Origin of the sequence: Pseudomonas sp. ADPe (assembly GCF_014843515.1) — a bacterium.
In the GTDB taxonomy this organism is placed as follows: domain Bacteria; phylum Pseudomonadota; class Gammaproteobacteria; order Pseudomonadales; family Pseudomonadaceae; genus Pseudomonas; species Pseudomonas citronellolis.
Genome location: NZ_CP062122.1, coordinates 1,237,440 through 1,261,188, shown reverse-complemented (window position 1 = coordinate 1,261,188; position 23,749 = coordinate 1,237,440). Strand labels below are relative to the sequence as shown.

20 protein-coding genes and 1 tRNA gene are annotated in these 23,749 nt (G+C 66.4%); 16 read left to right on the top strand and 5 right to left on the bottom strand.

The window, feature by feature from the left end; translation table 11 throughout:
• The first annotated feature begins 8 nt into the window (after window positions 1-8).
• Genes tolB through ybgF form a run of 3 tightly spaced genes read left to right on the top strand, consistent with a single transcriptional unit; the run spans window position 9 to window position 2,643 of the window.
• The gene (tolB, locus tag IG194_RS05730) at window positions 9-1,253 is read left to right on the top strand and encodes a Tol-Pal system beta propeller repeat protein TolB (RefSeq protein ID WP_218585322.1); all 1,245 of its coding nucleotides are present in this window, start codon (window positions 9-11) and stop codon (window positions 1,251-1,253) included.
• Between the two features lie 52 nt (window positions 1,254-1,305).
• Entirely contained in the window at window positions 1,306-1,812 is a 507-nt protein-coding gene (pal, locus tag IG194_RS05725) for a peptidoglycan-associated lipoprotein Pal (protein WP_009616943.1), read from the top strand.
• Between the two features lie 6 nt (window positions 1,813-1,818).
• Window positions 1,819-2,643: a tol-pal system protein YbgF gene (gene ybgF, locus IG194_RS05720; protein ID WP_009616944.1), complete on the top strand. Its 825-nt coding sequence runs from the start codon at window positions 1,819-1,821 to the stop codon at window positions 2,641-2,643.
• 722 nt (window positions 2,644-3,365) lie between these two features.
• Here the strand turns inward: ybgF and IG194_RS05715 are convergent.
• Window positions 3,366-4,382, bottom strand: a complete 1,017-nt coding sequence (locus tag IG194_RS05715; protein WP_153010646.1) for an IS4 family transposase — start codon at window positions 4,380-4,382, stop codon at window positions 3,366-3,368.
• 488 nt (window positions 4,383-4,870) lie between these two features.
• On the opposite strand from IG194_RS05715, the gene queE reads away from it, so the two are divergent.
• From queE to IG194_RS05700, 3 genes are all read left to right on the top strand, one after another.
• On the top strand, window positions 4,871-5,518 hold the full coding sequence (queE, locus tag IG194_RS05710; RefSeq protein ID WP_024128550.1) for a 7-carboxy-7-deazaguanine synthase QueE: 648 nt from the start codon (window positions 4,871-4,873) through the stop codon (window positions 5,516-5,518).
• A 24-nt stretch (window positions 5,519-5,542) separates the two neighbouring features.
• The gene (queC, locus tag IG194_RS05705; RefSeq protein ID WP_058490843.1) at window positions 5,543-6,217 is read left to right on the top strand and encodes a 7-cyano-7-deazaguanine synthase QueC; all 675 of its coding nucleotides are present in this window, start codon (window positions 5,543-5,545) and stop codon (window positions 6,215-6,217) included.
• 59 nt (window positions 6,218-6,276) lie between these two features.
• Window positions 6,277-6,352: transfer RNA gene (locus IG194_RS05700), tRNA-Lys, on the top strand.
• A gap of 54 nt (window positions 6,353-6,406) precedes the next feature.
• On the opposite strand, the gene IG194_RS05695 is transcribed toward IG194_RS05700, so the two are convergent.
• From IG194_RS05695 to IG194_RS05685, 3 genes are all read right to left on the bottom strand, one after another.
• Window positions 6,407-7,291, bottom strand: coding sequence for a TauD/TfdA dioxygenase family protein (locus tag IG194_RS05695; protein ID WP_192353642.1), 885 nt, complete (start codon window positions 7,289-7,291; stop codon window positions 6,407-6,409).
• 198 nt (window positions 7,292-7,489) lie between these two features.
• Window positions 7,490-8,392 (bottom strand): TauD/TfdA dioxygenase family protein, encoded by a 903-nt coding sequence (locus IG194_RS05690; protein WP_058490839.1) that lies wholly within the window; start codon window positions 8,390-8,392, stop codon window positions 7,490-7,492.
• A 70-nt stretch (window positions 8,393-8,462) separates the two neighbouring features.
• Window positions 8,463-10,859 carry a TonB-dependent receptor gene (locus IG194_RS05685; RefSeq protein ID WP_141679791.1) on the bottom strand — a complete coding sequence of 799 codons (2,397 nt, stop codon included), beginning with the start codon at window positions 10,857-10,859 and terminating at the stop codon, window positions 8,463-8,465.
• 346 nt (window positions 10,860-11,205) lie between these two features.
• On the opposite strand from IG194_RS05685, the gene IG194_RS05680 reads away from it, so the two are divergent.
• Window positions 11,206-12,126 (top strand): LysR family transcriptional regulator, encoded by a 921-nt coding sequence (locus tag IG194_RS05680; protein ID WP_043267523.1) that lies wholly within the window; start codon window positions 11,206-11,208, stop codon window positions 12,124-12,126.
• Between the two features lie 184 nt (window positions 12,127-12,310).
• On the opposite strand, the gene IG194_RS05675 is transcribed toward IG194_RS05680, so the two are convergent.
• The gene (locus tag IG194_RS05675; protein WP_058490837.1) at window positions 12,311-13,372 is read right to left on the bottom strand and encodes an ABC transporter substrate-binding protein; all 1,062 of its coding nucleotides are present in this window, start codon (window positions 13,370-13,372) and stop codon (window positions 12,311-12,313) included.
• A 241-nt stretch (window positions 13,373-13,613) separates the two neighbouring features.
• Between IG194_RS05675 and IG194_RS05670 the strand changes: the two genes are divergently transcribed.
• From IG194_RS05670 to IG194_RS05630, 9 genes are all read left to right on the top strand, one after another.
• Complete coding sequence (locus IG194_RS05670; RefSeq protein WP_058490835.1) at window positions 13,614-15,218, top strand: ABC transporter permease; 1,605 nt, start codon at window positions 13,614-13,616, stop codon at window positions 15,216-15,218.
• Entirely contained in the window at window positions 15,215-16,042 is an 828-nt protein-coding gene (locus tag IG194_RS05665; protein ID WP_058490833.1) for an ABC transporter ATP-binding protein, read from the top strand. Before IG194_RS05670 ends, IG194_RS05665 begins: the two co-directional genes overlap by 4 nt.
• 73 nt (window positions 16,043-16,115) lie before the next feature.
• Window positions 16,116-17,726: an arylsulfatase gene (locus IG194_RS05660; protein WP_058490831.1), complete on the top strand. Its 1,611-nt coding sequence runs from the start codon at window positions 16,116-16,118 to the stop codon at window positions 17,724-17,726.
• Between the two features lie 140 nt (window positions 17,727-17,866).
• On the top strand, window positions 17,867-18,151 hold the full coding sequence (ihfB, locus tag IG194_RS05655; protein WP_009621012.1) for an integration host factor subunit beta: 285 nt from the start codon (window positions 17,867-17,869) through the stop codon (window positions 18,149-18,151).
• Window positions 18,152-18,179: 28 nt separating this feature from the next.
• Window positions 18,180-18,482 (top strand): lipopolysaccharide assembly LapA domain-containing protein, encoded by a 303-nt coding sequence (locus IG194_RS05650; RefSeq protein ID WP_009621013.1) that lies wholly within the window; start codon window positions 18,180-18,182, stop codon window positions 18,480-18,482.
• Between the two features lie 25 nt (window positions 18,483-18,507).
• A complete protein-coding gene (locus IG194_RS05645) occupies window positions 18,508-19,644 on the top strand; it encodes a tetratricopeptide repeat protein (RefSeq protein ID WP_225617180.1) in 1,137 nt (378 codons plus the stop codon).
• A gap of 57 nt (window positions 19,645-19,701) precedes the next feature.
• Window positions 19,702-20,661 (top strand): UDP-glucose 4-epimerase family protein, encoded by a 960-nt coding sequence (locus tag IG194_RS05640; RefSeq protein WP_058490827.1) that lies wholly within the window; start codon window positions 19,702-19,704, stop codon window positions 20,659-20,661.
• Entirely contained in the window at window positions 20,658-21,680 is a 1,023-nt protein-coding gene (locus IG194_RS05635; RefSeq protein ID WP_058490826.1) for an MraY family glycosyltransferase, read from the top strand. The genes IG194_RS05640 and IG194_RS05635 overlap by 4 nt, the downstream gene beginning before the upstream one ends.
• Before the next feature lie 61 nt (window positions 21,681-21,741).
• Window positions 21,742-23,736 (top strand): polysaccharide biosynthesis protein, encoded by a 1,995-nt coding sequence (locus tag IG194_RS05630; protein WP_058490824.1) that lies wholly within the window; start codon window positions 21,742-21,744, stop codon window positions 23,734-23,736.
• The last annotated feature ends 13 nt before the right edge of the window (window positions 23,737-23,749 follow it).

The window sequence follows — 23,749 nt, the reverse complement described above, 5'->3', positions numbered from 1 at the left end:
GCGTGGCGATGGCAGATGAGAAGAACATTCTGGTGACCAGCGGCGCTGATCGCGCCGTGCCGATCGCCGTGGTGCCCTTCGGCTGGCAGGGCGGCAACGTCCTGCCCGACGACATGGCCAACATCATCGGCAACGACCTGCGCAACTCCGGCTACTTCGAGCCGATCCCGCGGCAGAACATGATCAGCCTGCCGGCCCAGGCCAGCGAGGTGATCTACCGCGACTGGCAGGCCTTGGGCGCGCAATACGTGCTGATCGGCAACATCACCCCGGCCGGCGGCCGCCTGCAGGTGCAGTACGGCCTGTTCAACGTCGCCACCCAGCAGCAGATCGTCACCGGCAGCGTCGGCGGCAGCGTCGAGCAACTGCGCGACATGTCGCACTTCATCGCCGACCAGTCGTTCGAGAAGCTCACCGGCATCAAGGGCGCCTTCTCCACCAAGCTGCTCTACGTGACCGCCGAGCGCTTCTCCGCCGACAACACCCGCTTCACCCTGCAGCGCGCCGACTACGACGGCGCCCGCCCGGTGACCCTGCTGCAGTCGCGCGAGCCGATCCTCTCGCCGCGCTTCTCGCCGGACGGCCGGCGCATCGCCTACGTGTCCTTCGAGCAGAAGCGCCCGCGCATCTTCATGCAGTACGTGGATACCGGCCGCCGCGAGCAGCTGACCAACTTCGAAGGCCTCAACGGCGCCCCGGCGTTCTCCCCGGACGGCAACCGCCTGGCCCTGGTGCTGTCGCGCGACGGCAACCCGGAGATCTACCTGATGGACCTGGGCTCGCGCCAGCTGCGCCGCCTGACCAACAACGCGGCCATCGACACCGAACCCTTCTGGGGCAAGGACGGCTCGACCCTGTACTTCACCTCGGACCGTGGCGGCAAGCCGCAGATCTACAAGATGAACGTCAACAGCGGCGCCACCGACCGCGTGACCTTCACCGGCAACTACAACGCCAACCCGAAACTCTCGGCCGACGAGAAGACCCTGGTGATGGTCCACCGCCAGGAAGGTTTCACCAACTTCCAGATCGCCGCCCAGGACCTGCAACGCGGCAATCTGCGGGTGCTTTCGAACACCACGCTGAACGATTCGCCCACTGTTGCGCCAAATGGCACGATGCTAATATACGCCACCCGCCAGCAGGACCGGGGCGTGTTGATGCTCGCCAGCATCAACGGACGTGTTCGGTTACCGCTACCCACCGCTCAGGGCGACGTGCGCGAGCCATCCTGGTCCCCTTACCTGAACTGACGGTTGCCAACTGTTCCAAACTTATACACTGGGGTTCATTAGGAGTTACATGATGGAAATGCTGAAATTCGGCAAATTTGCCGTTATCGCCCTCGCCATGGCCGTAGCCGTAGGTTGCTCGTCCAAGAAAGGCGATGCTACTGGTGAAGGCGCCAATGGCGGCGTTGACCCGAACGCTGGCTACGGCGCCAACAGCGGTGCCGTTGACGGCAGCCTGAGCGACGAAGCCGCTCTGCGTGCGATCACCACCTTCTACTTCGAGTACGACAGCTCCGACCTGAAGCCGGAAGCCATGCGCGCTCTGGACGTACACGCCAAAGACCTGAAAGGCAGCGGCCAGCACGTCGTCCTGGAAGGCCACACCGACGAACGCGGCACCCGCGAGTACAACATGGCTCTGGGTGAGCGTCGCGCCAAGGCCGTTCAGCGCTATCTGGTGCTGCAGGGCGTGTCCCCGGCTCAGCTGGAACTGGTTTCCTACGGTAAAGAGCGTCCGGTTGCCACCGGCCACGACGAACAGTCCTGGGCTCAGAACCGTCGCGTTGAGCTGAAGAAGTAAGACCCTATGCGCCTGCGACTCCTGACCTTGATGGTCTGCGGCCTGCCGCTGATGGCGGCGGCCGCGGTTCCGGTGGTGGATGGTAACGATGGCGGTTACGCCAGCGCGCCGCCCGCGGGGTACGGCACCGCAGGTGCTGATGGTGCTTATGCCGGTGGCGGGGCGGCTTCGGCCGCTCCCGTCTCCGGGCAAGCCCAGCTGTTCCTGCAACTGCAGCAGATGCAGGACGAGATCGCCCGCCTGCGCGGCACCCTCGAAGAGCAGCAGAACCAGATCCAGCAGCTGAAGCAGGAAAGCCTCGAGCGTTATCAGGACCTCGACCGCCGCCTTTCCTCCGCTCCGGCAGCCCAGAACCCCTCCACCGACGGCAGCGCCGCCGGTGCGGGCGCAGCGGCCGGCGCCGCTGCCGCCCAGCAGCAACAGGCCCAGCCCGCGAGCAGCGAGCCGGGCGATCCGGCGAAAGAGAAGCTCTACTACGATGCGGCTTTCGACCTGATCAAGGCCAAGGACTTCGACAAGGCCAGCCAGGCCTTCGGCGCCTTCCTGCGCAAATACCCCAGCAGCCAGTACGCCGGCAACGCGCAGTACTGGCTGGGCGAGGTGAACCTGGCCAAGGGCGACCTGCAGGGCGCTGGCCAGGCCTTCGCCAAGGTCAGCCAGGCCTACCCGAGCAGCCCCAAGGTGCCGGACTCGCTGTACAAGCTGGCCGACGTGGAGCGTCGCCTGGGTAACAACGACAAGGCCCGTGGCATCCTCCAGCAGGTGGTCGCCCAGTACCCGGGCAGCTCCGCCGCCCAACTGGCCCAGCGGGATCTGAAGAGCCTCAAGTAAGCCTCTTGTCGTTCATCTGAAAACGCCGTTTCTTCCAGCAGGGGGAAACGGCGTTTTTCATTCCTGCCGGGCATGTCCTTCCTGTAGGCGCGAGCTTGCTCGCGAACCTTTATCCCGCGCTCCAATCCTCACCCTCGTCATTCCCGCGAACGCGGGAACCCAGCTGCCTTCTTGCTCGGTGTAGCGCGCCGCACCGAGTCTGCGGAGATTTTTTGTTTCGCCCCCTCGGGCGAGTCCCTTTTGTCAATCGCCACAAAAGGAACCAAAAAGGCTTGCCCCGACATACGGGCCCGATGGAGCCGGGCTACCCTCGCGAATTCCCCCGCCACGGAGGCCCGCCCCGAGGGTACGTCCCTGTAGCCCATCGGGGCTCTCGCGACATCCATGTCGCATGACCTCCTGAGCGCGGGTTTCGCTCGGCCTTCTGAAGGGGCGTTCCGGTGCGCTCGGATATTTCTCTGGAAATCCCAAGAGCAAACGCGCTTTTGCTTTTCGTAGGAGCGAGCTTGCTCGCGAACCCCGCAGTCACTGGGTTTCCGCGTTCGCGCACTACTGTCCGGCACGCCTTATGCTATTAACAGCTGCCCCTGACGCAGGCTGATCTCGCGTATTCGCTCCTGCCGTCGTCGGTAACGTTCGGCCTCCAGGCCAGGACGCTGAAACAGCGTCGCCTGTACCTCCACCATCAGCATCCATAGGCTTTGCCGCGTTCCCGTCCTGCGTTAGTAAAGGTTCAGCAGCAAGTAGCTGATCAGCGCACAGAGAATCTGGATGCGCACGGCATTCTCGCTACGGCCCAGGAAACGCCTGACCTTCAGGTGTTGTTTGATCCATTTGAAAAACAGCTCGATCCGCCAGCGATCCCGATAGCGCTCGGCGATTTCTGCCGCCGGGCTGCTCAGGTCGTTGGTCGCCAGGCTTAGAGGCGGCTCATCGCCTGGGCGGTTCACCAGGATCCGCCGCAGGGGCTGGGTGTAGTGATTACGCCGTCGGCCACCTGGGTTGCGGTTGGAGAAGTTCACCTCTTCGTCTCGCAGGATCGTTTCCCGGTCTTGCTGGGGAACCTCGCGCTGGGCCAGGACCTTGAGCCGCACATTGGACTTGAATCGTGTGACGAAGCGGGCCTTCTGGGCATCCAGGCTCGCCCACCAGTTGAAGTCGTAATAGCCCTTGTCGAATACGTAGGTGGCCTGTGGCTCGATACCCAGCGTCCGGCCTTCGTCGATGTCGTTGACGTTGGCTGCGCTGAAGCTGCAATGCACCGGTGCTGCCGCCTGCTCGGCATACAGCACATGGACTTTCAGCCCCTGGGAGCGGGTTCGATTGGACAGCGTCCATTCGTCGAAGCCAGGGCCCTTGAGGGTGATCGTGGTGGAGTCCAGCAGGTACAGCAGTTCCTTCCCGTCACGGCGTAACTGCCGGCAGACGCCCGCCATCAGGTAGTGCGCAACCTGGGCGAAGACCTCGGTATTACGGCGTTCGTTGGCGTCGGCCAGGGTGGAACGCCGGATCGGGCCCGTACCCAGGTGATAGTGCTGATGGGGATGGCTGTTGAAGCTGGTTTCAAGCGCCCGCAGGCTGCTCACGCCGGCCAGTTGGGCATACACCATGGCGACCAGGTGATCCCAACTGCCAAAGCGCTTGCTGTGCTTGTCGGCGCCGTGTTCGGCGACCAGTCGATCGAAGACGCCGCGAGGCAGCGCTTTTAGTACATCGTGAAAACGGCTTATCCTGAACATCTTGCGGGGGCTGTGAGGTTGAGTTGGCGCTCAACGGTTTAACCCGTGCCTTCAGCCCCCGCAAGCCCTCCAGACGCCCCCTCGAAAATATTCCGGACAGTAGTGCGCGTTCGCGGGAATGACAGGGTGGGATTAGGAGTATCAGGATGACTCCGAACTCTCCAGCAGCTCAGAACAGCCCCCTCTCCCTTCAGGGAGAGGGCTGGGGAGAGGGCGCTCTTGAACCCAACACCTACGTCACCGGTAACTACTGTTCGCGAGCAAGCTCGCTCCTACGAAAAGCCGCGCCCACCCAGCTACCGCCCGAACGAACGACACCACGCGCCGAACACCTGGTTTTCCGTTAGAATCGCCGCCACCCGGAGCCGCGGAGCGGTTTCAGCTCGGCTGATGTCTGCCCGCCCGGGAATTCCCGAACGCCTGGCGTTCGTTCGATTACACCGCAACGGAGGCGGATGGCCTGTGTAGCCGTCACGCCCGTGGCTGATATGCAACAGACCCTGCGAATCACCGAGATCTTCTACTCGTTGCAGGGGGAAGCGCGCACCGTCGGATTGCCGACCGTGTTCGTGCGCCTGACCGGCTGCCCCCTGCGTTGCCAGTACTGCGACTCCGCCTACGCCTTCAGTGGCGGCGAGATCCGCAGCCTGGACAGCATCCTCGAAACCGTCGCCGGCTACCGGCCGCGCTACGTCTGCGTCACCGGCGGCGAGCCGCTGGCGCAGCCCAACTGCCTGCCGCTGCTGCAGCGCCTGTGCGACGCCGGTTACTCGGTATCCCTGGAGACCAGCGGCGCGCTGGACATCTCCGCCACCGACCGCCGCGTCAGCCGGGTGCTCGACCTGAAGACCCCGGGCTCCGGCGAGGTGCGCCGCAACCGCTACGAGAACATCGCCGAGCTCACCGGCAACGACCAGGTCAAGTTCGTCCTCTGCTCCCGCGAGGACTACGACTGGGCGGTGTCCAAGCTGATCGAATACCGCCTCGACGAGCGCGCCGGCGAAGTGCTGTTCTCGCCGAGCCATCACCAGCTGGCGCCGCGCGAGCTGGCCGACTGGATAGTCGCCGACAACCTGCCGGTGCGCTTCCAGATGCAACTGCACAAGATCCTCTGGAACGACGAACCGGGCCGCTGAGACGCGGACGGGAAGGGTAACCACATGACTCAGAAGAAAGCCGTCATCCTGCTCTCCGGCGGGCTCGACTCCGCCACCGTGGTAGCCATGGCCAAGGCCGAGGGCTACGCCTGCTACAGCATGAGCTTCGACTATGGCCAGCGCCACCGCGCCGAACTCCAGGCCGCCGAACGCGTGGCCCGCCAGCTGGGCGTGGTCGAGCACAAGGTCATCGGCCTGAACCTCGACGGCATCGGCGGCTCGGCGCTGACCGACAGCAGCATCGCCGTGCCCGAGGCGCCCAGTGAGGGCATCCCGGTGACCTATGTGCCAGCGCGCAACACCGTATTCCTTTCCCTGGCCCTGGGCTGGGCCGAGGTGCTCGGTGCGCGGGACATCTTCATCGGCGTCAACGCCGTGGACTATTCCGGCTACCCGGACTGCCGCCCCGACTTCGTCGAGGCCTTCGAGCGCATGGCCAACCTGGCCACCAAGGCCGGGGTGGAAGGTGATGGTTTCCGCATCCAGGCGCCGCTGCAGTTCCTCTCCAAGGCGCAGATCATCCAGGCCGGCGTGGCCCGCGGCGTGGACTACGCGCTCACCGTGAGCTGCTACCAGGCGGACGACGCAGGCCGCGCCTGCGGCAAGTGCGACAGTTGCCGCCTGCGCGCCGAAGGCTTCGCCGCGGCGGGAATTTCAGACCCTACGCGATATTTCTGAAAAATTTTTCGTAAAGGTGTTGTTTTTGCGTTAGAAATCAGTATTATACGCCTCGCGTTGGGTCGTTAGCTCAGTCGGTAGAGCAGTTGGCTTTTAACCAATTGGTCGTAGGTTCGAATCCTACACGACCCACCACTTCGCAAAGCCCCTGGCCATCGGCCAGGGGCTTTTTCTTTGCCCGCGGGAAACTCAGAACGGCCGGCTGCCGCCCAGGCTGATGCGCTTCAGGCGGCGCCGCTCGCTGGCCGGGAAGGCGTTGCGGCCGTGCAGGGTGGCCTGGTTGTCCCACCAGACGATGTCGCCGACCTGCCATTTGTGGCTGTAGATCAGCTCCGGCTTCTGCAGGTGGGCGCGCAGGCGCTCGACCAGGGCCTTGCCCTGCTGCGGCTCATGGCCGGGGATTTCCACTTCGGTGTGGACGCTGAGGTAGAGCACGCGCTTGCCGCTTTCCGGATGGGTGCGCACCAGCGGGTGCTCGGTGCCCTGGATCGGCTCGATGTCGGGGGTGCGGTAGGTGACGAAGCCGCCCGAATAGCCGTTCTTCAGGCGCGCGAAGGGGTTGTAGCTGATCAGCCGCAGGTCGTCGATTTCCTTGCGCGTGGCTGCGTCCAGGCTCTGGTAGGCGAGCGCCAGGTTGGTGAACAGGGTTTCGCCGCCCTGGCTCGGCACTTCCAGCGCGTAGAGGAAGGAGCCGGAGGAGGGCAGCGGCGTCCACTGGTGGTCGATGTGCGCGGGCAGGGCGAAGTTGCCCAGTTCGCCATCGCCGGTATTGGCCACCTTGACGATGTCCGGAGCCCTGCCGTCGACGCCGGAAGACAGCACCGGCACGTCCGCCGGCGGCTGGAACACCGCGCCGAACAGGGTGGCGAAATTCAGGTACTGCCGATCGTCCAGTTGCTGGTTCCTGAAGATGAGGATGTGGTGGTCGCGGTGGGCCTGCTTGATCGCCAGGATCTGCTCGGGCGTCAGCGGCTGGCGGGCGTCCAGGCCGCGCACCTCGGCGCCCAGCGGGGCGTCGAGGGGGATGATGGCGAAGGGTTCGGGGGCGATCTTCAGGGCGGTGGATTGGCTCATGCTTGGGTGCTCCGTATCGGGTTTGGGTTGCCTTCTCCCCAGCCCTCTCCCTGAAGGGAGAGGGGGTATCCGTGTGAAGCGGACCTTGCTGTCTTCCTGCTGCATGCTTGCAGGCGAGAGAGGTTGTTCCGCTTGATGCCGATCCAGTCCCCTCTCCCTTCAGGGAGAGGGTTAGGGAGAGGGGCTCTTGCTGTGCTTTCAGGCTTTCCTGACAGTCCGACTCCGCTGCCCATCCACCCCCACCGGTACCTCACCGGCCAGCGTCACGCGCCGCACGATGCGCGGCTGGGTGCCGTAGTCGTCCACCGCGTAGTGCTGGGTGGCGCGGTTGTCCCAGATGGCCACGTCGCCGGCCTGCCAGCGCCAGCGCACGGTGTTTTCCAGGCGGGTGACGTGGCTCTGCAGCACCGCGAAGAGATGCTGGGAGTCGTGTTGCGACAGGCCTTTCAGGCGCTTCACGAAGTGCCCCAGCAGCAGGTTGCGTTCGCCGCTGACGGGGTGCACGCGCACCACCGGGTGCTCGGTCTCGTAGACGGTGGAGGTGAACACCTTGCGGTACTGCTCCAGGCGCGCCGGGTCGGCGTTGGGTTTGATGGCGGCGTAGTCGTATTCGTTGCTGTGCACCGCCCAGAGCTTGTCGGCCAGGGCCTTGAGTTCGTCGCTGAGGTCGTCGTAGGCGGTCGCGGTGTTGGCCCAGACGGTGTCGCCGCCGGCCTCCGGGGCCACCACGTTGCGCAGGATCGAGGCCTTCGGGTAGGCCTCGACGAAGGTCACGTCGGTGTGCCAGGAGTTGGCCCGGCGGCCTTCGGCGCCGTCCAGTTCGAGCAGGTATTCGGTGCCGTCGCGCACCGGCACCGTCGGGTGCGCCACCGGCTCGCCGAGCAGCTTGGCGAAGGCTTCCTGGCCCTGGTCGTCGAGCTGGCTCTGGCCGCGGAAGAAGATCACCTTGTGCTTCACCAGGGCGGCCTGGATGGCCTCGACCGGGGCCGCGTCCAGCTGGCCGGAAAGCGTCACCCCGCGGATCTCGGCGCCGATGCGCCCGGCCACCGGGTGGATGTCGAGTTGTACGGCGGGTCGAATGGCTTGTGCTGCGTTGCTCATCTCGTGTTCCTCATTGCTGTAGGTGGTACTGCAAGGGGCCGCGCGGGACTGCGCCGCGCGGCGAGTGGGATCAGAAGTCGTAGCGGACCGAGGCGCCCAGGGTGCGCGGCTGGCCCACCGAGGCGGTGTAGGAGCCGTTGATGCTGGCGAAGGCGGCCAGGTAGTAGTCCTTGTCGAAGGCGTTCTTCAGCCAGACCGAGGCGTCCAGCTGGCCGTCGCCCAGGTCGTGGCGCACGCCCACGGAGAAGTTCGCCAGGCCGTAGCCGGGGATCTTCGAGAGATCGGAATCGTCCAGGGTGCCCTCGGCCTCGGAGCGGTACGAATAGCTGGCGTTGACGTAGGGCTCGAAGCGGTTGGCCAACTGCCACTTGTATTCGCCGTTGAGGTTGGCGATCCATTTCGAGGCGCCGACCACGCGCTTGCCGGTGAGGTCGCAGCTGGCCGGGGCGCCGGGCTGGGTGCTGATCTCGGCCGGGCACGGGGCGTCCTTGAACGACAGGTAGCTGACGTCGTTGTAGGAGCCGTTGAAGTTCAGCGTCAGGCCGCGCAGCGGCAGGGCGGTGGCCTCCAGCTCCAGGCCGCGGGAGCGCACGCTGCCGGCGTTGGACAGCACCTGCACCAGTTGGGTGGAGCCGGCCGGCTGGTACAGGGTGGTGGCCTGGTAGCCGTGGATGCCGGTCCAGAAAATGTTGGCATTGAGTTGCAGGCGGCGGTCGAGCAGCGTCGACTTGATCCCCAGTTCGGCATCGTTGGCGCGTTCCGGGCCGACCAGCAGCGAGTCGGCGCCGGCGCTCGGCGCGCTGGCCACCGCCAGGTTCACCCCGCCGGACTTCTCGCCGTGGGACAGCGAGGCATAGCCCAGCAGCTCGTCGCTGAACTGGTAGCTCAGGCTGAGCAGCGCCGAGGGGGCGAAGCTGTAGACGCTGAGGTCGCCGGAATCGTAGGCGCCCAGCTGCCCGTTGCGTACCACCGCGCCAGCGCCGCTCACGGGCGCGCCGCCCACCGGCGCGTAGCGCTTCACCTTGGCGTCCTTTTCCTCATAGGTGCCGCGCAGGCCGGCGGTGAAGTCGAGCTTGTCGGTGAGGTGCCAGGTGCCCTGGGAGAAAAGCGCGAAGCTGTCCGTCTCGATCTTGCCGTTGGCCTTGCTGGAGGTGTCGTTCAGGGCGTTGAGGTTGTTCCCCAGCAGGTAGCTGTCGGCCAGCGGGCCATAGTCGGTGAAGGTCTTGTTGCCCAGGTTCTGGGTGAACGCGTAGGCGCCGACCACGTAGTCGAAGGCGCCGCCGGTGGGCGAGGCCAGGCGGATTTCCTGGGAGAACTGGCGGTCGCGCACCGCCACCCCGGTATTGCGGATCGCCGAGACGTTCAGCTGCTCGTCGTTGGCCGGGGTGAAGTTCCAGAAGCGGTAGGCGCTGATGGAGGTCAGGGTGAAGTCGTTGGCCAGCTTCCAGTTGGCCTCCACCGAGCTGCCGCCCTGGTGCACGCTGACGTGCTGGCGGCTGTCGATGTTGACCTTGTGCCGGTCCGGATCGGCGATCGGCGAGGCGCCGACCAGCGCGGCACGCTGCCAGAAGCGCGGGGCGGCGCCGTAGACCACCATGCTGCCGTTGCTGGAGTCCTCCTCGTTGTACTCGCTGATCCAGCGCAGGCTGAAGTCCTCGCCGGGCTTGTACAGCAGCTGGCCGCGGATGCCCTGGCGCTCGCCGCCGTTGAGCTTGTTGTCGTCGTGGATGTTGGTGATGTAGCCGTCGCTGCGCGTGCGGTAGGCGGAAACGCGCCCGGCCAGTTCGTCGGTGAGTGGCCCGGAGACCGTGCCGCGGCCCTGGAAGTAGCCTTCCTGGCCGCCGGAGACCTCCACCGTGCGCTCGGGGGTGAAGGTCGGCGCGCGGGTGCTGATGTTCAGCACGCCGGCGGTGGTGTTCTTGCCGAACAGCGTGCCCTGCGGGCCGCGCAGCAGCTCCAGCTGCTCGATGTCCAGCAGGTCGAACACCGCCATGCCCGGGCGGCCCAGGTAGACGTTGTCCAGGTAGACCCCGGCGGAGCCCTCCAGGCCGTCGCTGGCCGGGTTGTTGCCGATGCCGCGCACGGCGATGCTCGACTGGCGGGCGTGGATGTAGGCGACGTTGACGCTGGGCAGCACCTGCTGCAGGTCCTGCACCTTGGTGATGCGTTGGTTCTCCAGGGTGGCGCCGTCGAGCACGGTGATCGGCGTGGGCACCTTCTGCGAGTCTTCCTCGCGGCGCCGGGCGGTGACCGTGACCTTGCCCAGGGCGGTGGCCTGGGTGCTGGTGCCCTTGTCGGCGGCGCTGGCGGCCTCGGGCGTGGCGCTGGCCTCGTCCTGCTCGGCGGCCTGCAGCGGCAGCGCGCCGCCCAGGGCGAGCAGCAGGGCCAGGGCATAATCGGGGGCTCCGGGCCGGGATCGGCTGGGGCGCAGCGTGAACGGGGTTTGCAGCGAAGCACTCTGGCTCATCGTCTTTTCCTTGCATCAGGCACTGCCCGGCGGATCGCGGGCAACAGGGGGCCGCGCCATGCGGGGCATGGCGAAAACGGCTCTCTTCTAATCGGTGGGCGTCGTCCGGCGACGCCGGGGCTCAGCGGCTACAGCCGCGAGAGGGAAGCATTCGTGCCGGCAACAGGCGTGGGGCGAAAGGGTGCAAGGCCATTGGGGGCTCCTGGTCGAGGGGCATATTCTTATTTCTTAAAAGAATAAATTTAAGTTTTATTCTTCGTTGACGGAATAAGAGCTTGCATTTAAAACCAGCGCATCCCCGAGGGCAAATGCCTTTGTCCAATATTTTCAATGCCGGTAAAGCATCATGGATCTGCGCCAACTGCGTTACTTCATCGCCCTCACCGAACACCGCAGTTTCGTCCGCGCGGCCGATGCCATGGGCATCACCCAGCCGGCCTTCAGCCGCAGCATCCAGGGCCTGGAGCAGGAGCTGGGCTGCCAGCTGGTGGACCGCGGCAGCAAGGAGCTGCGCCCCACGCCGGAAGGCCAGGTGGTGCTGCAGCACGCGCTGCGCCTGGTGCAGGGCGCGGCCAACCTGACCCAGGAAATCACCCAACTGAACAAGCTGGATGCCGGCGAGCTGCACTTCGGCTGCGGGCCGGCGCCGGCGCAGAAACTGGTGCCCGATGCGGTGGCGCGGCTGATCCGGCGCCACCCGCGGCTGCAGATCGATTTCCAGGTGGACAACTGGGAGCGCCTGTCGCGCAGCCTGCTGCGCGACGAGATCGAATTCTTCATCGCCGACATCCGCCACTTCGAGGCCGACCCCGGCTTCCAGACGCGGCCGCTGAGCCCGCGCCGGGGCTTCTTCTTCTGCCGCAGCGGGCACCCGTTGCTGGCCAAGGAGAGCCTGTCCACCAACGACCTGTTCGCCTACCCGCTGGCCTCGGCGCGGATGCCGCCGGGCATCCGCAAGTTGCTGGCCAACCTCAGCGGCAAGAGCGACCTGCAGGCGAACATCCAGTGCGAGCACCTGGGCTCGCTGGTGCGCATCGTCAGCCAGACCGATGCCATTGGCGTGGGCAGCGAGGATGGTTTGCGCCATGCGCTGGCCAATGGCGAGGTGGCGCGCCTGCATCTGCGTAACCTGCCGCATAACATCGACAGTCTGCAGGCGCGCTGTGGGATCGTCAGCCGTACCGGCTATCGCCTTTCGGCGGCGGCGCGGGCGTTGATCGAGATGTTGGTGGAGTTGGATGAGGAAGAGCGGAGTGCGGTGGCGTGAAGGTTTGCGGGGAGGGGGTTGGGTGAGGCGGCGGATAACCGCGAACGGTTATACGCCCTACGGTGGGCTTGGCGTAGGGCGAATAACGCTCCGCGTTATCCGCCGTTTGGCCTTGGTTCCAGGCGGCGCCGGGGTTGACCTGGGCGTTATCCGCGATCGAGTTCGCAGGCTGCTACGGGCTCAATCACTGCACCTGCGCCACCGGCTGCGCCGCAGCCAGCTTGGCGGCGGCCGCCAGGTAGTCCGGCTTGGCCCAGTCGGCGGCCTTGAAGTCGCGGCGGATCAGGCCGTACTGCCTGGCCGCCTGGATCGAGGCGTCGAGCTTGCCGAGGAAGCCGGCGTCCAGTTGCGGCGACAGGGCCTCGGCCAGCGGGCGGTCCTTGTATTCGGTCTGCAGGATGATCGGCGGGTAGCCGGCCTGGTTCGACACCAGGTCGATGAAGGCCGCGTGGTTTTCCTCGGCGCCGGCCCAGGCCAGGGCCTGCAGTTCCACCTTGAGCAGGCGCTGGGTGATTTCCGGGTGGGCGTCGACGAAGGCGCCGTTGCCTACCAGCACGGCTTGCAGGGTGCCGGCGCCGCCGAGGTCGCGGGTGCTCAGGGGGATTTCCGCCAGGCCCTTCTCGCGCAGGGCGAAGAGGCCGGCCAGGCCCCAGGTGGCGTCGATCTGCTTGGCTGCCAGAGCCGCCAGGGCGGCGTTGAAGTCCAGGCTGATGACTTTCAGGTCCTTCTCGTTCAGGCCCACGCTGGCCAGGGCGTTGTCGAACGACAGTTGGCTGGCGGTGCCGCGGAAGATGCCCACGCGCTTGCCCTTGAGGTCGGCCAGGGTCTTGATCCCCGAGCCCGGCTGCACGCCCAGGTAGTGGTTGACGCCGCGCCCGGTGGCGGCCAGCAGGCGGGTGTCCAGGCCGCTGGCCTTGCCGATGATGGCCGCCAGGTCGCCGAGGTAGGCGAAGTCCACCTGGCCGTTGGCGAAGGCCTCGTTGATCACCGGGCCGGCGCCCTTGAAGTAGGTCCACTTGATCTGGATGCCGTCGTTGGCGAACTCCTTCTCCAGCAGCTTGCGGGTGTAGAGCACGTCGACGAGGCCGCCGCCGGAATGGTTCTGCCCGGCGCCCACGTCGGGCACGGCGATGCGGATTTCCTTCGGCGCTTCGGCGGCGCTGGTGAACGGAGCATAAGCGCCGAGCAGCCCGGCGAGCACCGGGGCGGCGAAGAGCGACAGCAACTGGTGGGTGAGGGCCTTCATGGCGCCTGCCTCCTGCGGGGGAATGGAAAAGGCACTAAGGCAGGTCATGGCTGATTAATAAAATAATAAAAATTTATTTTTTAATAATTTATAGAGATAAGTCAGCCCGCATCCGTGCTGCCGGGCGAATGCATGCAAGGCATAAAAAATATTCGTCGAATGCATTGGCTGCGCTGGGGAGGCTTCCCTTAAATGGGGACTCTTAGCTCATAAATGCATTGATAGATTTTTTCATATTCCAATGAAGAATATTTCTAAGGCACTCGCCTTGCCTGTGTACCCCACCGCAAGCGCCGCCGCCTCGCAGCGGCTGGCGCTGATCGCTCCGCGCTTGCTGCCCTGGCTGTTTCCGGTGGCCCTGTTCGTCCTCTGGTGGCTGGCTGCCGACCAGCACTGGATGTCGGCGCAGATACTGCCGGCGCCGTCGCTGGTCTGGCAGAGCGCTCGCGAGCTGTTCGCCGGCGAACTCTGGCAGCAGCTGTGGATCAGCCTGCAGCGGCTGTTCTGGGGCCTGCTCGCCGGCATCGCCAGCGGCGCGGCGCTGGGCGCCTGGCTGGGCTTCAGCCGCCGCGCCGAGCGCTTCGTGCTGCCGACCTTCCTGGCCCTGGCGCAGGTCCCCACGCTGGCCTGGATTCCGCTGTTCATGCTGTTCTTCGGCATCGGCGAACTGCTCAAGCTGGTGGTGCTGGTCAAGGCGGTGATAGTCCCGGTGGCGCTGCATACCCTGGTCGGCGTGCGCGATGCCCAGCCCAGGCTGCGCGAGGCCGCCGCCGTGCTGCGCCTGCCGCCGCCGCTGCTGGTGCGCCGGTTGCTGTTGCCGGCGGCGCTGCCGGCCTTCCTCACCGGCGTGCGCCTGGCCCTGGCCCAGGGTTGGACCTCGCTGCTGGCGGTGGAGCTGCTGGCCTCCAGCGAAGGCATCGGCTACCTGATGGTGCAGAGCCGCCAACTGTTCATGCTCGACGTGGTGTTCGTCTGCATCCTCGTCATCGGCCTGGTGGGCGCGGCCATGGACCAGGGCATCCAGGCCCTGGAGCGGCGCCTGGTGCACTGGCCGCAGCAGGCCGTCGGCGAGTTCCGCCGTGGCGTCCGTGGCCAGGGCTGGCAGCGCCTGCAGCCGTGGTTGTTGCCGCTGGCGCTGGTCGGCCTGTGGCAGGCGGTGAGCGTCGGCCAGTGGGTCGACCCGGCGATCCTCGCCAGCCCCGCCGCGGTGGTCGAGGCTACCTGGCACGGCTTGCTCGACGGCAGCCTGCCGACGGCCCTGCTGGCCAGCCTGCAGCGTTCCCTGCTGGGCCTGCTGCTGGGCGGCGGCGCCGGCTTCCTGCTGGGCCTGGCCCTGGGGCTGTGGCGCCCGGCGGAGCGCCTGCTCGGCCCGTCGTTCTCGGCCCTGCGCCAGGTGGCAATCTTCGCCTGGGTGCCGCTGCTCACCGCCTGGTTCGGCCTGGGCGAGGCGGCCAAGGTGGTGTTCGTCGCCCTGGCCAGTTTCTTCCCGCTGCTGCTGGCCACCCAGCGCGGCATCGCCAGCCTGCCGGCGCAACTGGGCGAGGCCGCCCGCGTGCTGCGCCTGTCGCCCTGGCAGCGCCTGCGCCGCCTGGTCCTGCCGGGCGCGGCGCCGTCGATCTTCGCCGGCCTGCGCCTGGGCCTGATCTACGCCTGGCTGGGCACCATCGGCGCCGAGTACTTCATGCCCTCGGACGGCGGCATCGGCAGCCTGATGATTGGCGCCCAGCAGCTGTTCCGCATGGACCTGGTCAGCGCCGGGATGCTCCTGGTCGGCCTCACCGGCGCCCTGCTCGGCGCCCTCGGACAACGCATCGAAGCGCGCGCCACGCGCTGGAGACACACATGAACGCTTTCACTTCCGTGCCGCTGGTGAGCTTCCGCCAGGTCGGCAAGAGCTTCCCGGTGGACGGCCGGCAACTGGAGGCCATCCAGCGCTTCGACCTGGACATCGCCACGGGCGAGTTCATCGCCATCGTCGGCGCCAGCGGCTGCGGCAAGTCCACCCTGCTGCGCCTGCTGGTGGGCCTGGACCGCGAGTACCGCGGCGAGATCCGCATCGGCGACAAGGCCATCGACGGCATCGGCGGCGAGCGTGGCATCGTGTTCCAGGAACACCGCCTGTTCCCCTGGCTGACGGTGGAGCAGAACGTCGCCCTGGGCCTGGTCAACGAGCCGCTGAGCGAGGCGGGCAGGGCGCGCAAGGTCGCCGAGTACCTCGAACTGGTCGGCCTGTCCGCGTTCAACCGCGCCTACCCGCACCAGCTTTCCGGCGGCATGGCCCAGCGCGTGGCCATCGCCCGCGGCCTGGTGGCCAGCCCGCGCATCCTGCTGCTGGACGAACCCTTCGGCGCCCTCGACGCGCTGACCCGCCAGCAGTTGCAGGAAGAACTGCTGCGCATCCGCGAGCGCGAGCGCATCACCACCTTGCTGGTGACCCACGACGTGGAGGAGGCGCTGTTCCTGGCCGACCGCGTGGTGGTCATGGCGCCGCGCCCGGGGCGCATCAAGCGTATCGTCGAGGTGCCCCTGGCGCACCCGCGCGAGCGCGGCGGCTTCGACTTCCTGCGCCTGCGCGAGGAACTGCTGCACGAGCTGACCGGCGATGGCGACTACCTCGCGCCGCAGCCCAGGCGGGTGGAGAACCTGCCGTTCGAGTTCATCGCCTGCTGAGGCGCCTCTTCTTTTTTTGTAGGAGCAAGCTCGCTCCTACAAGGCCTATCCCCGCCACCGACCGAGTCCCGACATGAGCAAACGCCCCAACTTCCTGGTGATAGTCGCCGACGACCTCGGCTTCTCCGACATCGGCGCCTTCGGCGGCGAGATCGCCACGCCCAACCTCGACGCCCTGGCCCACGCCGGCCTGCGCCTGACCGACTTCCACACCGCGCCGACCTGCTCGCCGACGCGCTCGATGCTGCTCACCGGCACCGACCATCACATCGCCGGCATCGGCACCATGGCCGAGGCGTTGACCCCGGAGCTGGAAGGCAAGCCCGGCTACGAGGGCTACCTCAACGACCGCGTGGTGGCGCTGCCCGAACTGCTGCGCGAGGCCGGCTACCAGACGCTGATGGCCGGCAAGTGGCACCTGGGCCTGAAGGCCGAGCAGGCGCCCCACGCGCGCGGCTTCGAGCGTTCCTTCTCGCTGCTGCCCGGCGCCGCCAACCACTACGGCTACGAGCCGCCCTACGACGAAAGCACGCCGCGCATCCTCAAGGGCACGCCGGCGCTCTACATCGAGGACGACCGGTTCATCGAGCAACTGCCCGCTGGCTTCTATTCCTCCGACGCCTTCGGCGACAAGCTGCTGCAGTACCTGAAGGAGCGCGACCAGGCGCGACCGTTCTTCGCCTACCTGCCGTTCTCCGCGCCGCACTGGCCGCTGCAGGCGCCCAAGGAGGTGGTGGACAAGTACCGCGGCCGCTACGACGCCGGCCCCGAGGCATTGCGTCAGGAGCGCCTGGCGCGGCTCAAGGCGCTGGGCCTGGTGGCGCACGACGTCGAGGCGCACCCGGTGGTCGCCATCAGCCGCGAGTGGGAAGCGCTGAGCGACGAGGAGCGGGCCAAGTCGGCACGGGCCATGGAGGTCTATGCGGCGATGGTCGAGCGCATGGACTGGAACATCGGCCGGGTGGTCGACTACCTGCGCCGGCAGGGCGAGCTGGACAACACCTTCGTCCTGTTCATGTCCGACAACGGCGCCGAGGGCGCGCTGCTGGAGGCCTTCCCGAAGTTCGGCCCGGACCTGCTGGGCTTCCTCGACCAGCACTACGACAACAGCCTGGAGAACATCGGCCGCGCCAACTCCTACGTCTGGTACGGCCCGCGCTGGGCCCAGGCGGCCACCGCGCCGTCGCGGCTGTTCAAGGCCTTCACCACCGAGGGCGGCATCCGCGTGCCGGCTTTCGTGCGCTATCCGCAGCTGGCGCGCCAGGGCGTGATCAGCGAGCAGTTCGCCACCGTCATGGACATCACCCCGACCCTCCTCGACCTGGCCGGCGTGCGCCACCCGGGCAAGCGCTGGCGCGGCCGCGAGGTCGCCGAGCCGCGTGGCAAGTCCTGGCTGGGCTGGCTCTCCGGCGAGACCGAACGCGCCCACGACGAGAAGACCGTGACCGGCTGGGAGCTGTTCGGCATGCGCGCCATCCGCCAGGGCGACTGGAAGGCGGTATACATCCCCGCGCCGGTGGGGCCGGCCAGTTGGCAACTGTACGACCTGGGCAAGGACCCGGGCGAGATCCACGACCTGGCCGAGGCCCAGCCGGGCAAGCTGGCGGAGTTGATCGAGCATTGGAAGCAGTACGTCAACGAGACCGGCGTGGTGGAAGGGGCTTCGCCGTTCCTGGTGAAGTGATGCGCTGAGCGACGAAAAAGCCCCGGGCAGCGATGCCCGGGGCTTTTGTTTTTTGCACCTCCTTTAGGCTGTTCAAAGCTTGAGCTGCGTGCTAAAAGAACCTAGAGCTGATCTAGCCGCTTGAAAAAGAAGGGAAAACCATGACCAAGTCGGAGTTGATCGAGAGAATCGTCACCCATCAGGGGCAGCTTTCCGCAAAGGATGTGGAGCTGGCGATCAAGACGATGCTTGAGCAGATGTCCCAGGCTCTGGCTACCGGCGATCGCATCGAGATCCGTGGGTTCGGCAGTTTCTCTCTGCATTACCGCGCACCGCGCGTCGGCCGGAATCCGAAGACCGGCGAATCGGTGCGTCTGGATGGTAAATTCGTTCCGCACTTCAAGCCGGGCAAGGAATTGCGCGATCGGGTGAACGAGCCCGTGTAGCCGGCTAGAGAACGATCGAGGATTTTTCATGCTTCGGCTCAAACGCTTTCTGGCCTTCCTGGCTGCCATCCTGCTCTGCGCAGTGGTCGTCGTCTTCGTCCTGGAGAACCTTCAGCGGGTTCAACTGGCCTTCCTGGGCTGGCAGACGCCGGAGTGGCCGCTGGTGGTCTTCATTACCCTGTCCTTCGTCCTGGGTGGTGTCATCGGCCTGCTGCTGAGCATTCCGTTCCGGGCGCGCACGCGCCTGCATCTCTCGGGGCTGCGTTCCGAAGTGTCGCGCTTCCGCAAGGAAAACCAGGCCCTGCGCGACCAGTCGCTGAAGACCCAGTGACACCGGGATGTCCAGCGTTGTAGCAATGCTGCTGTTCGTTTTGGCCCTGGCCGTCGGTTGGTGGCTGGGGCGACGCTCGTTGCGCCCGGGCTCTTGGCCGGCTTCGGCTGACGAGGCGTTGCGCGAGCGGGTGCGCAACATGCACAACCTGCTCGACCGGCATTCCGACGACGCGCTGGAGCGCCTTTCCCAGGGGCTTTCGCTGAACGAGGAAACACTCGAAAGCCACGTTCATGTCGGCAACCTGTTCCGCCGCCGCGGGGATATCGAGAAGGCCATCCAGATCCACCAGGAACTGCTGGACAAGGCATCGGCCAACCCCGAGTTGTCCGCGCAGATCAGTCTCGAACTCGCCCGTGATTACATCGCCGGCGGGTTGCTTGGCAGCGCCGAGCAACTGCTGGATGAACTGATGCAGCGCGATGGCCAGGCCATCTCGCTGGAAGCGCTGGACGAGTTGCGTCGCATCGCCGAGCGCGAGAAGGATTGGGCGCGTGCCGTGGAACTCGCTGCGCGCCTGGTGGGGCGGCGCCCTCAGCTGAAGACGGTGTTGGCCAACTATTATTGCGAGCAGGCTCAGGAGCGCATTCGCGCGGGTGACCGCGACGGTGCCCGCGAGCTTCTCAAGGAAGCCCGGCGGGTCGACCCCCAATGCGTGCGCGCCTTGCTGATGCGCCTGGATTGTGAGCTGTGGCAGCGCAACTTCCAGGCTGCCGACGCCTCCATCACCGAGCTCTGCGCGGCCGATGCCGGCTTTCTCGGCGAGCTGCTGCCCATGCTGCGGCGCCGCGAGTGTTGTGCCGAGCCGGAAATCCTCGCCTGCCTGCGCCGTCTTGCCGAGGCGCCGGATGCATCGCCGGCGCTGCTGGCGATCCTGGCCCAGCTCGATGCGGATGGGCAGGGCTGGCGAGGCCGCTTGCTGGCTAAGGTCCAGCAGCAACCTTCCTGGCGAGGCTTGCTGGACATGCTCGGCACTCTGGGCGGTGGACGGGCGGACCAGGAGCTGTTCACCCACATGCAGCCGATCATCCTCGGCCTGTATCGATCGATGCCGCACTATCGCTGCGGCAATTGCGGTTTCGCCGGGCGTGAACTGCACTGGCAATGTCCGGGCTGCCACGGGTGGAATACGCTCAGGCCGATCGCTGCTCCCCAGCAGTGATGCCGATGCCCGGAATCATGGATGGTGCCCTGGCGCCTTGAATCTCTAGGAGTGGTGTTGAAAGTACTTCTGACCGGTGCGACCGGTTTTGTCGGGCGGGGCATTCTCGAAACCTTTGCCGCGATACCGGGACTGCGCCTGGCGGTGGCGGTGCGTTCCCGTCTGCCTGGCGAATTTCCCGGTGTGGAGGTCCATTCCATCGATGGCCTGAACGCAACCCAGGACTGGACTTCTGCACTGGCTGGCGTGGACGTCGTGGTCCATGCCGCGGCCCGGGTGCATGTCATGCGCGAAACCGCGGGCGATCCCCTGGCCGAGTTCCGCGCGGTCAACGTCGAGGGCACCCTCAACCTGGCGCGCCAGGCCGCAGCCGCAGGGGTGCGGCGTTTCATCTTCATCAGTTCGATCAAGGTCAACGGCGAGTCGACGCCGCCCGGCCGGCCGTTCCGTGCCGAGGATCGGCCGGCGCCGGCCGATCCCTACGGCCAGTCGAAGCTGGAGGCGGAAAGGGCGTTGTCGCGCCTGGCCGAAGAGTGCGCGATGGAGTGGGTGGTCATCCGCCCTCCGCTCATCTACGGCCCGGGCGTGGGGGCCAACTTCGCCAGCCTGATGCGCGTGGTGCAGCGGCAGTTGCCCCTGCCGTTCGCTCGGGTGCGCAGCCGGCGGAGCCTGGTGGCCAGGGACAACCTGGTCGATCTGCTGCGCGTCTGCCTGGAGCACGAGCGTGCCGCCAACCAGGTCTTCCTGGTGAGCGACGATCACGATCTTTCGAGCGCCGAGCTGTGCCGTCGCCTGGCCGTGGCGCTCGGCGTACCCCCACGGCTGTTGCCGGTGCCGGTGGCCTTGCTGCGGGGGCTGGCCGTGCTGTTCGGGCGAGGAGCCCAGGCGCAGCGCGTGCTGGGTTCGTTGCAGGTCGATATTGGCAAGACCCGCGAGCTGCTGGGCTGGCAGCCGCCGGTGAGCATCGACCAGGCGCTCGCGACGACGGCGCGCTGGTACCGGGAGACCCGCGCATGACCTTCCTGCTGCTGTTTCTTGCACTGATGCTGGCCTGGGCCGGTACCGCCGGGGTTCGCCACTACGCTCTGGCGCGCAGCGTGATGGACGTGCCCAACGAGCGCAGCTCCCACAGTGTGCCGACGCCGAGGGGCGGCGGGGTGGCGATAGTCCTGAGCTTCCTGCTGGCGCTGCTGCTGTCCTGGGGGATGGGGCTGACCGATACGCGCGCCATGCTTGCTCTGCTGCTGTCGGGGGGTTGGATAGCCCTGGTGGGCTTCATCGACGACCACCGTCACGTACCGGCGCGCTGGCGCCTGCTCGGCCATTTCCTCGGCGCGGCCTTCCTGCTCTACATGCTAGGAGGGCTGCCGGCCCTGTCGTTCGCCGGCGCTCGTTGGGACCTGGGGCTATTCGGCTCGCTGTTGGCGTTGTTCTACCTGGTGTGGCTGCTGAACCTCTACAACTTCATGGACGGCATCGACGGCATCGCCAGCCTGGAGGCGATTACCGTCTGCGGCGGCGCGGCGCTCTGCTGCTGGTTGGCGGGGGCGGGGTCGGCCGCCTGGCTGCCGCTGTTGCTCGCCGCGGCCACTGCTGGGTTCCTGGCCTGGAACTACCCGCCCGCGCGGATATTCATGGGCGATGCCGGCAGCGGCTTCCTCGGCATCATGCTGGGCGGGCTTTCGCTGCAGGCGGCCTGGCAGGCGCCGCAGCTGTTCTGGTCGTGGCTGATCCTGCTGGGCGCCTTCGTGGTCGATGCCACCTGGACCCTGGCGCGGCGCTTGCTGCGCGGCGAGCGGGTTCACGAAGCGCACCGCAGCCATGCCTATCAGCGGGCTTCGCGGCGTCTTGGCCAGCATCGCGCCATCAGTTTGTCGGTGGCTGCGATCAATCTGATCTGGCTGTCGCCGATCGCCGTTTTCGTGGCGCTGGGCCGAATCGACGGCGTCGCCGGTCTGTTTCTTGCCTATGCTCCATTGGTGCTGGTCGTGGCATCGCTGGGCGCCGGTGGGCCTGAAAACGGCAAGTCGAAGTGAACTCCATGGGAAATGGTGGTCAATGTAACGGGAGACTGCGCTCCCGGACTGGGAAGGATGAATGGATATGTTGCGAGAGCGCCTGCTGAGGTTGCCCCGACGTTACAAGCGAATGCTGCAGGTCGTCACGGACGTGTTCCTGGTCTGGCTGGCCCTGTGGCTTTCTTTCGTGGTGCGCCTGGGCACGGATGACCTGACCTATCCCTTCCGTGTGCATGCCTGGCTGTTCATCGCCGCGCCCTTGATCGCGATACCGCTGTTCATCCGCTTCGGCATGTACCGGGCGGTCATGCGTTACCTGGGCAACGATGCGTTGATCGCCATCTGGAAGGCGGTGACCATTTCGGCCCTGGTGCTTTCGCTGGTGGTCTACTGGAACCGCTCGGTCGTCGAGGCGGTGCCGCGTTCCCTGGTGCTCAACTATTGGTGGCTGAGCCTGCTGATGGTCGGCGGCCTGCGCCTGGCCATGCGCCAGTACTTCATGGGCGACTGGTACAGCGCGATCCAGGTCGTGCCCTTCCTCAAGCAGGATGACGGCCTGATCAAGGTCGCGGTGTACGGCGCCGGCACCGCGGGTAACCAACTGGTCGCCGCGCTGCGCATGGGGCGGGTGATGCGGCCGGTGGCCTTCATCGACGACGACGACGAGATCGCCAACCGGGTGATCGCCGGTCTGCGGGTGTTCAAGCCCAAGCATATCCAGCAGATGATCGAAGAGACCGGGGCCCAGGAAATCCTCCTGGCGATTCCTTCCGCCTCGCGGGCGCGCCGTCGTGAGATCCTCGGTCTGCTCGAACCCTATCCGCTGCACGTGCGCAGCGTGCCCGGCATCATCGACCTGGCCAACGGTCGGGTGAAGGTGGACGACATCCAGGAAGTGGACATCGCCGACCTGCTGGGGCGCGACCCGGTGGCGCCGCGCAAGGAGCTGCTGGAGCACTGCATCCGCGGCCAGGCGGTGATGGTCACCGGGGCGGGCGGCTCCATCGGTTCGGAACTGTGCCGCCAGATCCTGCCATGCGGGCCCACGGTGATGGTGCTGTTCGAACACTGCGAGTTCAATCTCTACCGCATCCACCAGGAACTGGAGCAGCGCGTCCGGCGGCAATCCCTGCCGGTGCAGCTCGTGCCCATCCTGGGCTCGGTACGCAGCGCCGAGCGGCTGCTGGAGGTGCTGGGTAGCTGGAAGATCAACACCGTCTACCACGCGGCTGCCTACAAGCATGTGCCCATCGTCGAGCACAATATTTCCGAAGGGGTGCTGAACAACGTCCTGGGGACGCTGTATGCGGCCCAGGCCTCGATCCAGGCCGGCGTGCAGAACTTCGTGCTGATCTCCACCGACAAGGCCGTGCGACCGACCAACGTCATGGGCGGGACCAAGCGCCTGGCCGAGATGATCCTCCAGGCGCTCAGCCAGGAGCCCGCGCCGGTGCTCTTCGGCGACAAGACCGGGGTTCACCATGTGAACAAGACTCGCTTCACCATGGTGCGTTTCGGCAACGTGCTGGGCTCGTCCGGCTCGGTCATCCCGCTGTTCCGCGAGCAGATCAAGCGTGGCGGCCCGGTGACCGTCACCCATCCGGCGATCACCCGCTACTTCATGACCATTCCCGAGGCCGCGCAGTTGGTGATCCAGGCGGGCTCCATGGGGCGCGGCGGCGACGTCTTCGTGCTCGACATGGGCCAGCCGGTGAAAATCCTCGAGCTGGCCCAGCGGATGATCCACCTTTCCGGGCTCAGCGTGCGCTCGGAGAGTTCGCCCCACGGCGACATCGCCATCGAGTTCAGTGGCTTGCGTCCCGGCGAGAAACTCTACGAGGAGCTGCTGATCGGCGATGAGGTAGGCGCCACCGAGCACCCGATGATCATGAAGGCGAACGAGGAAATGCTGCCCTGGGAGGCGTTCAAGACGGTGCTGGTCTCGCTGCTGAAGGCGGTGGAGCGGGGTGACTACGCCCAGGTGCGCATGCTGCTGCGCGAGACGGTCAACGGCTACTGCCCGGATGGCGACATCGTCGACCTGGTCCACCAGCAGCGTCGTATGGAGCCCTGACAGACCGATACCG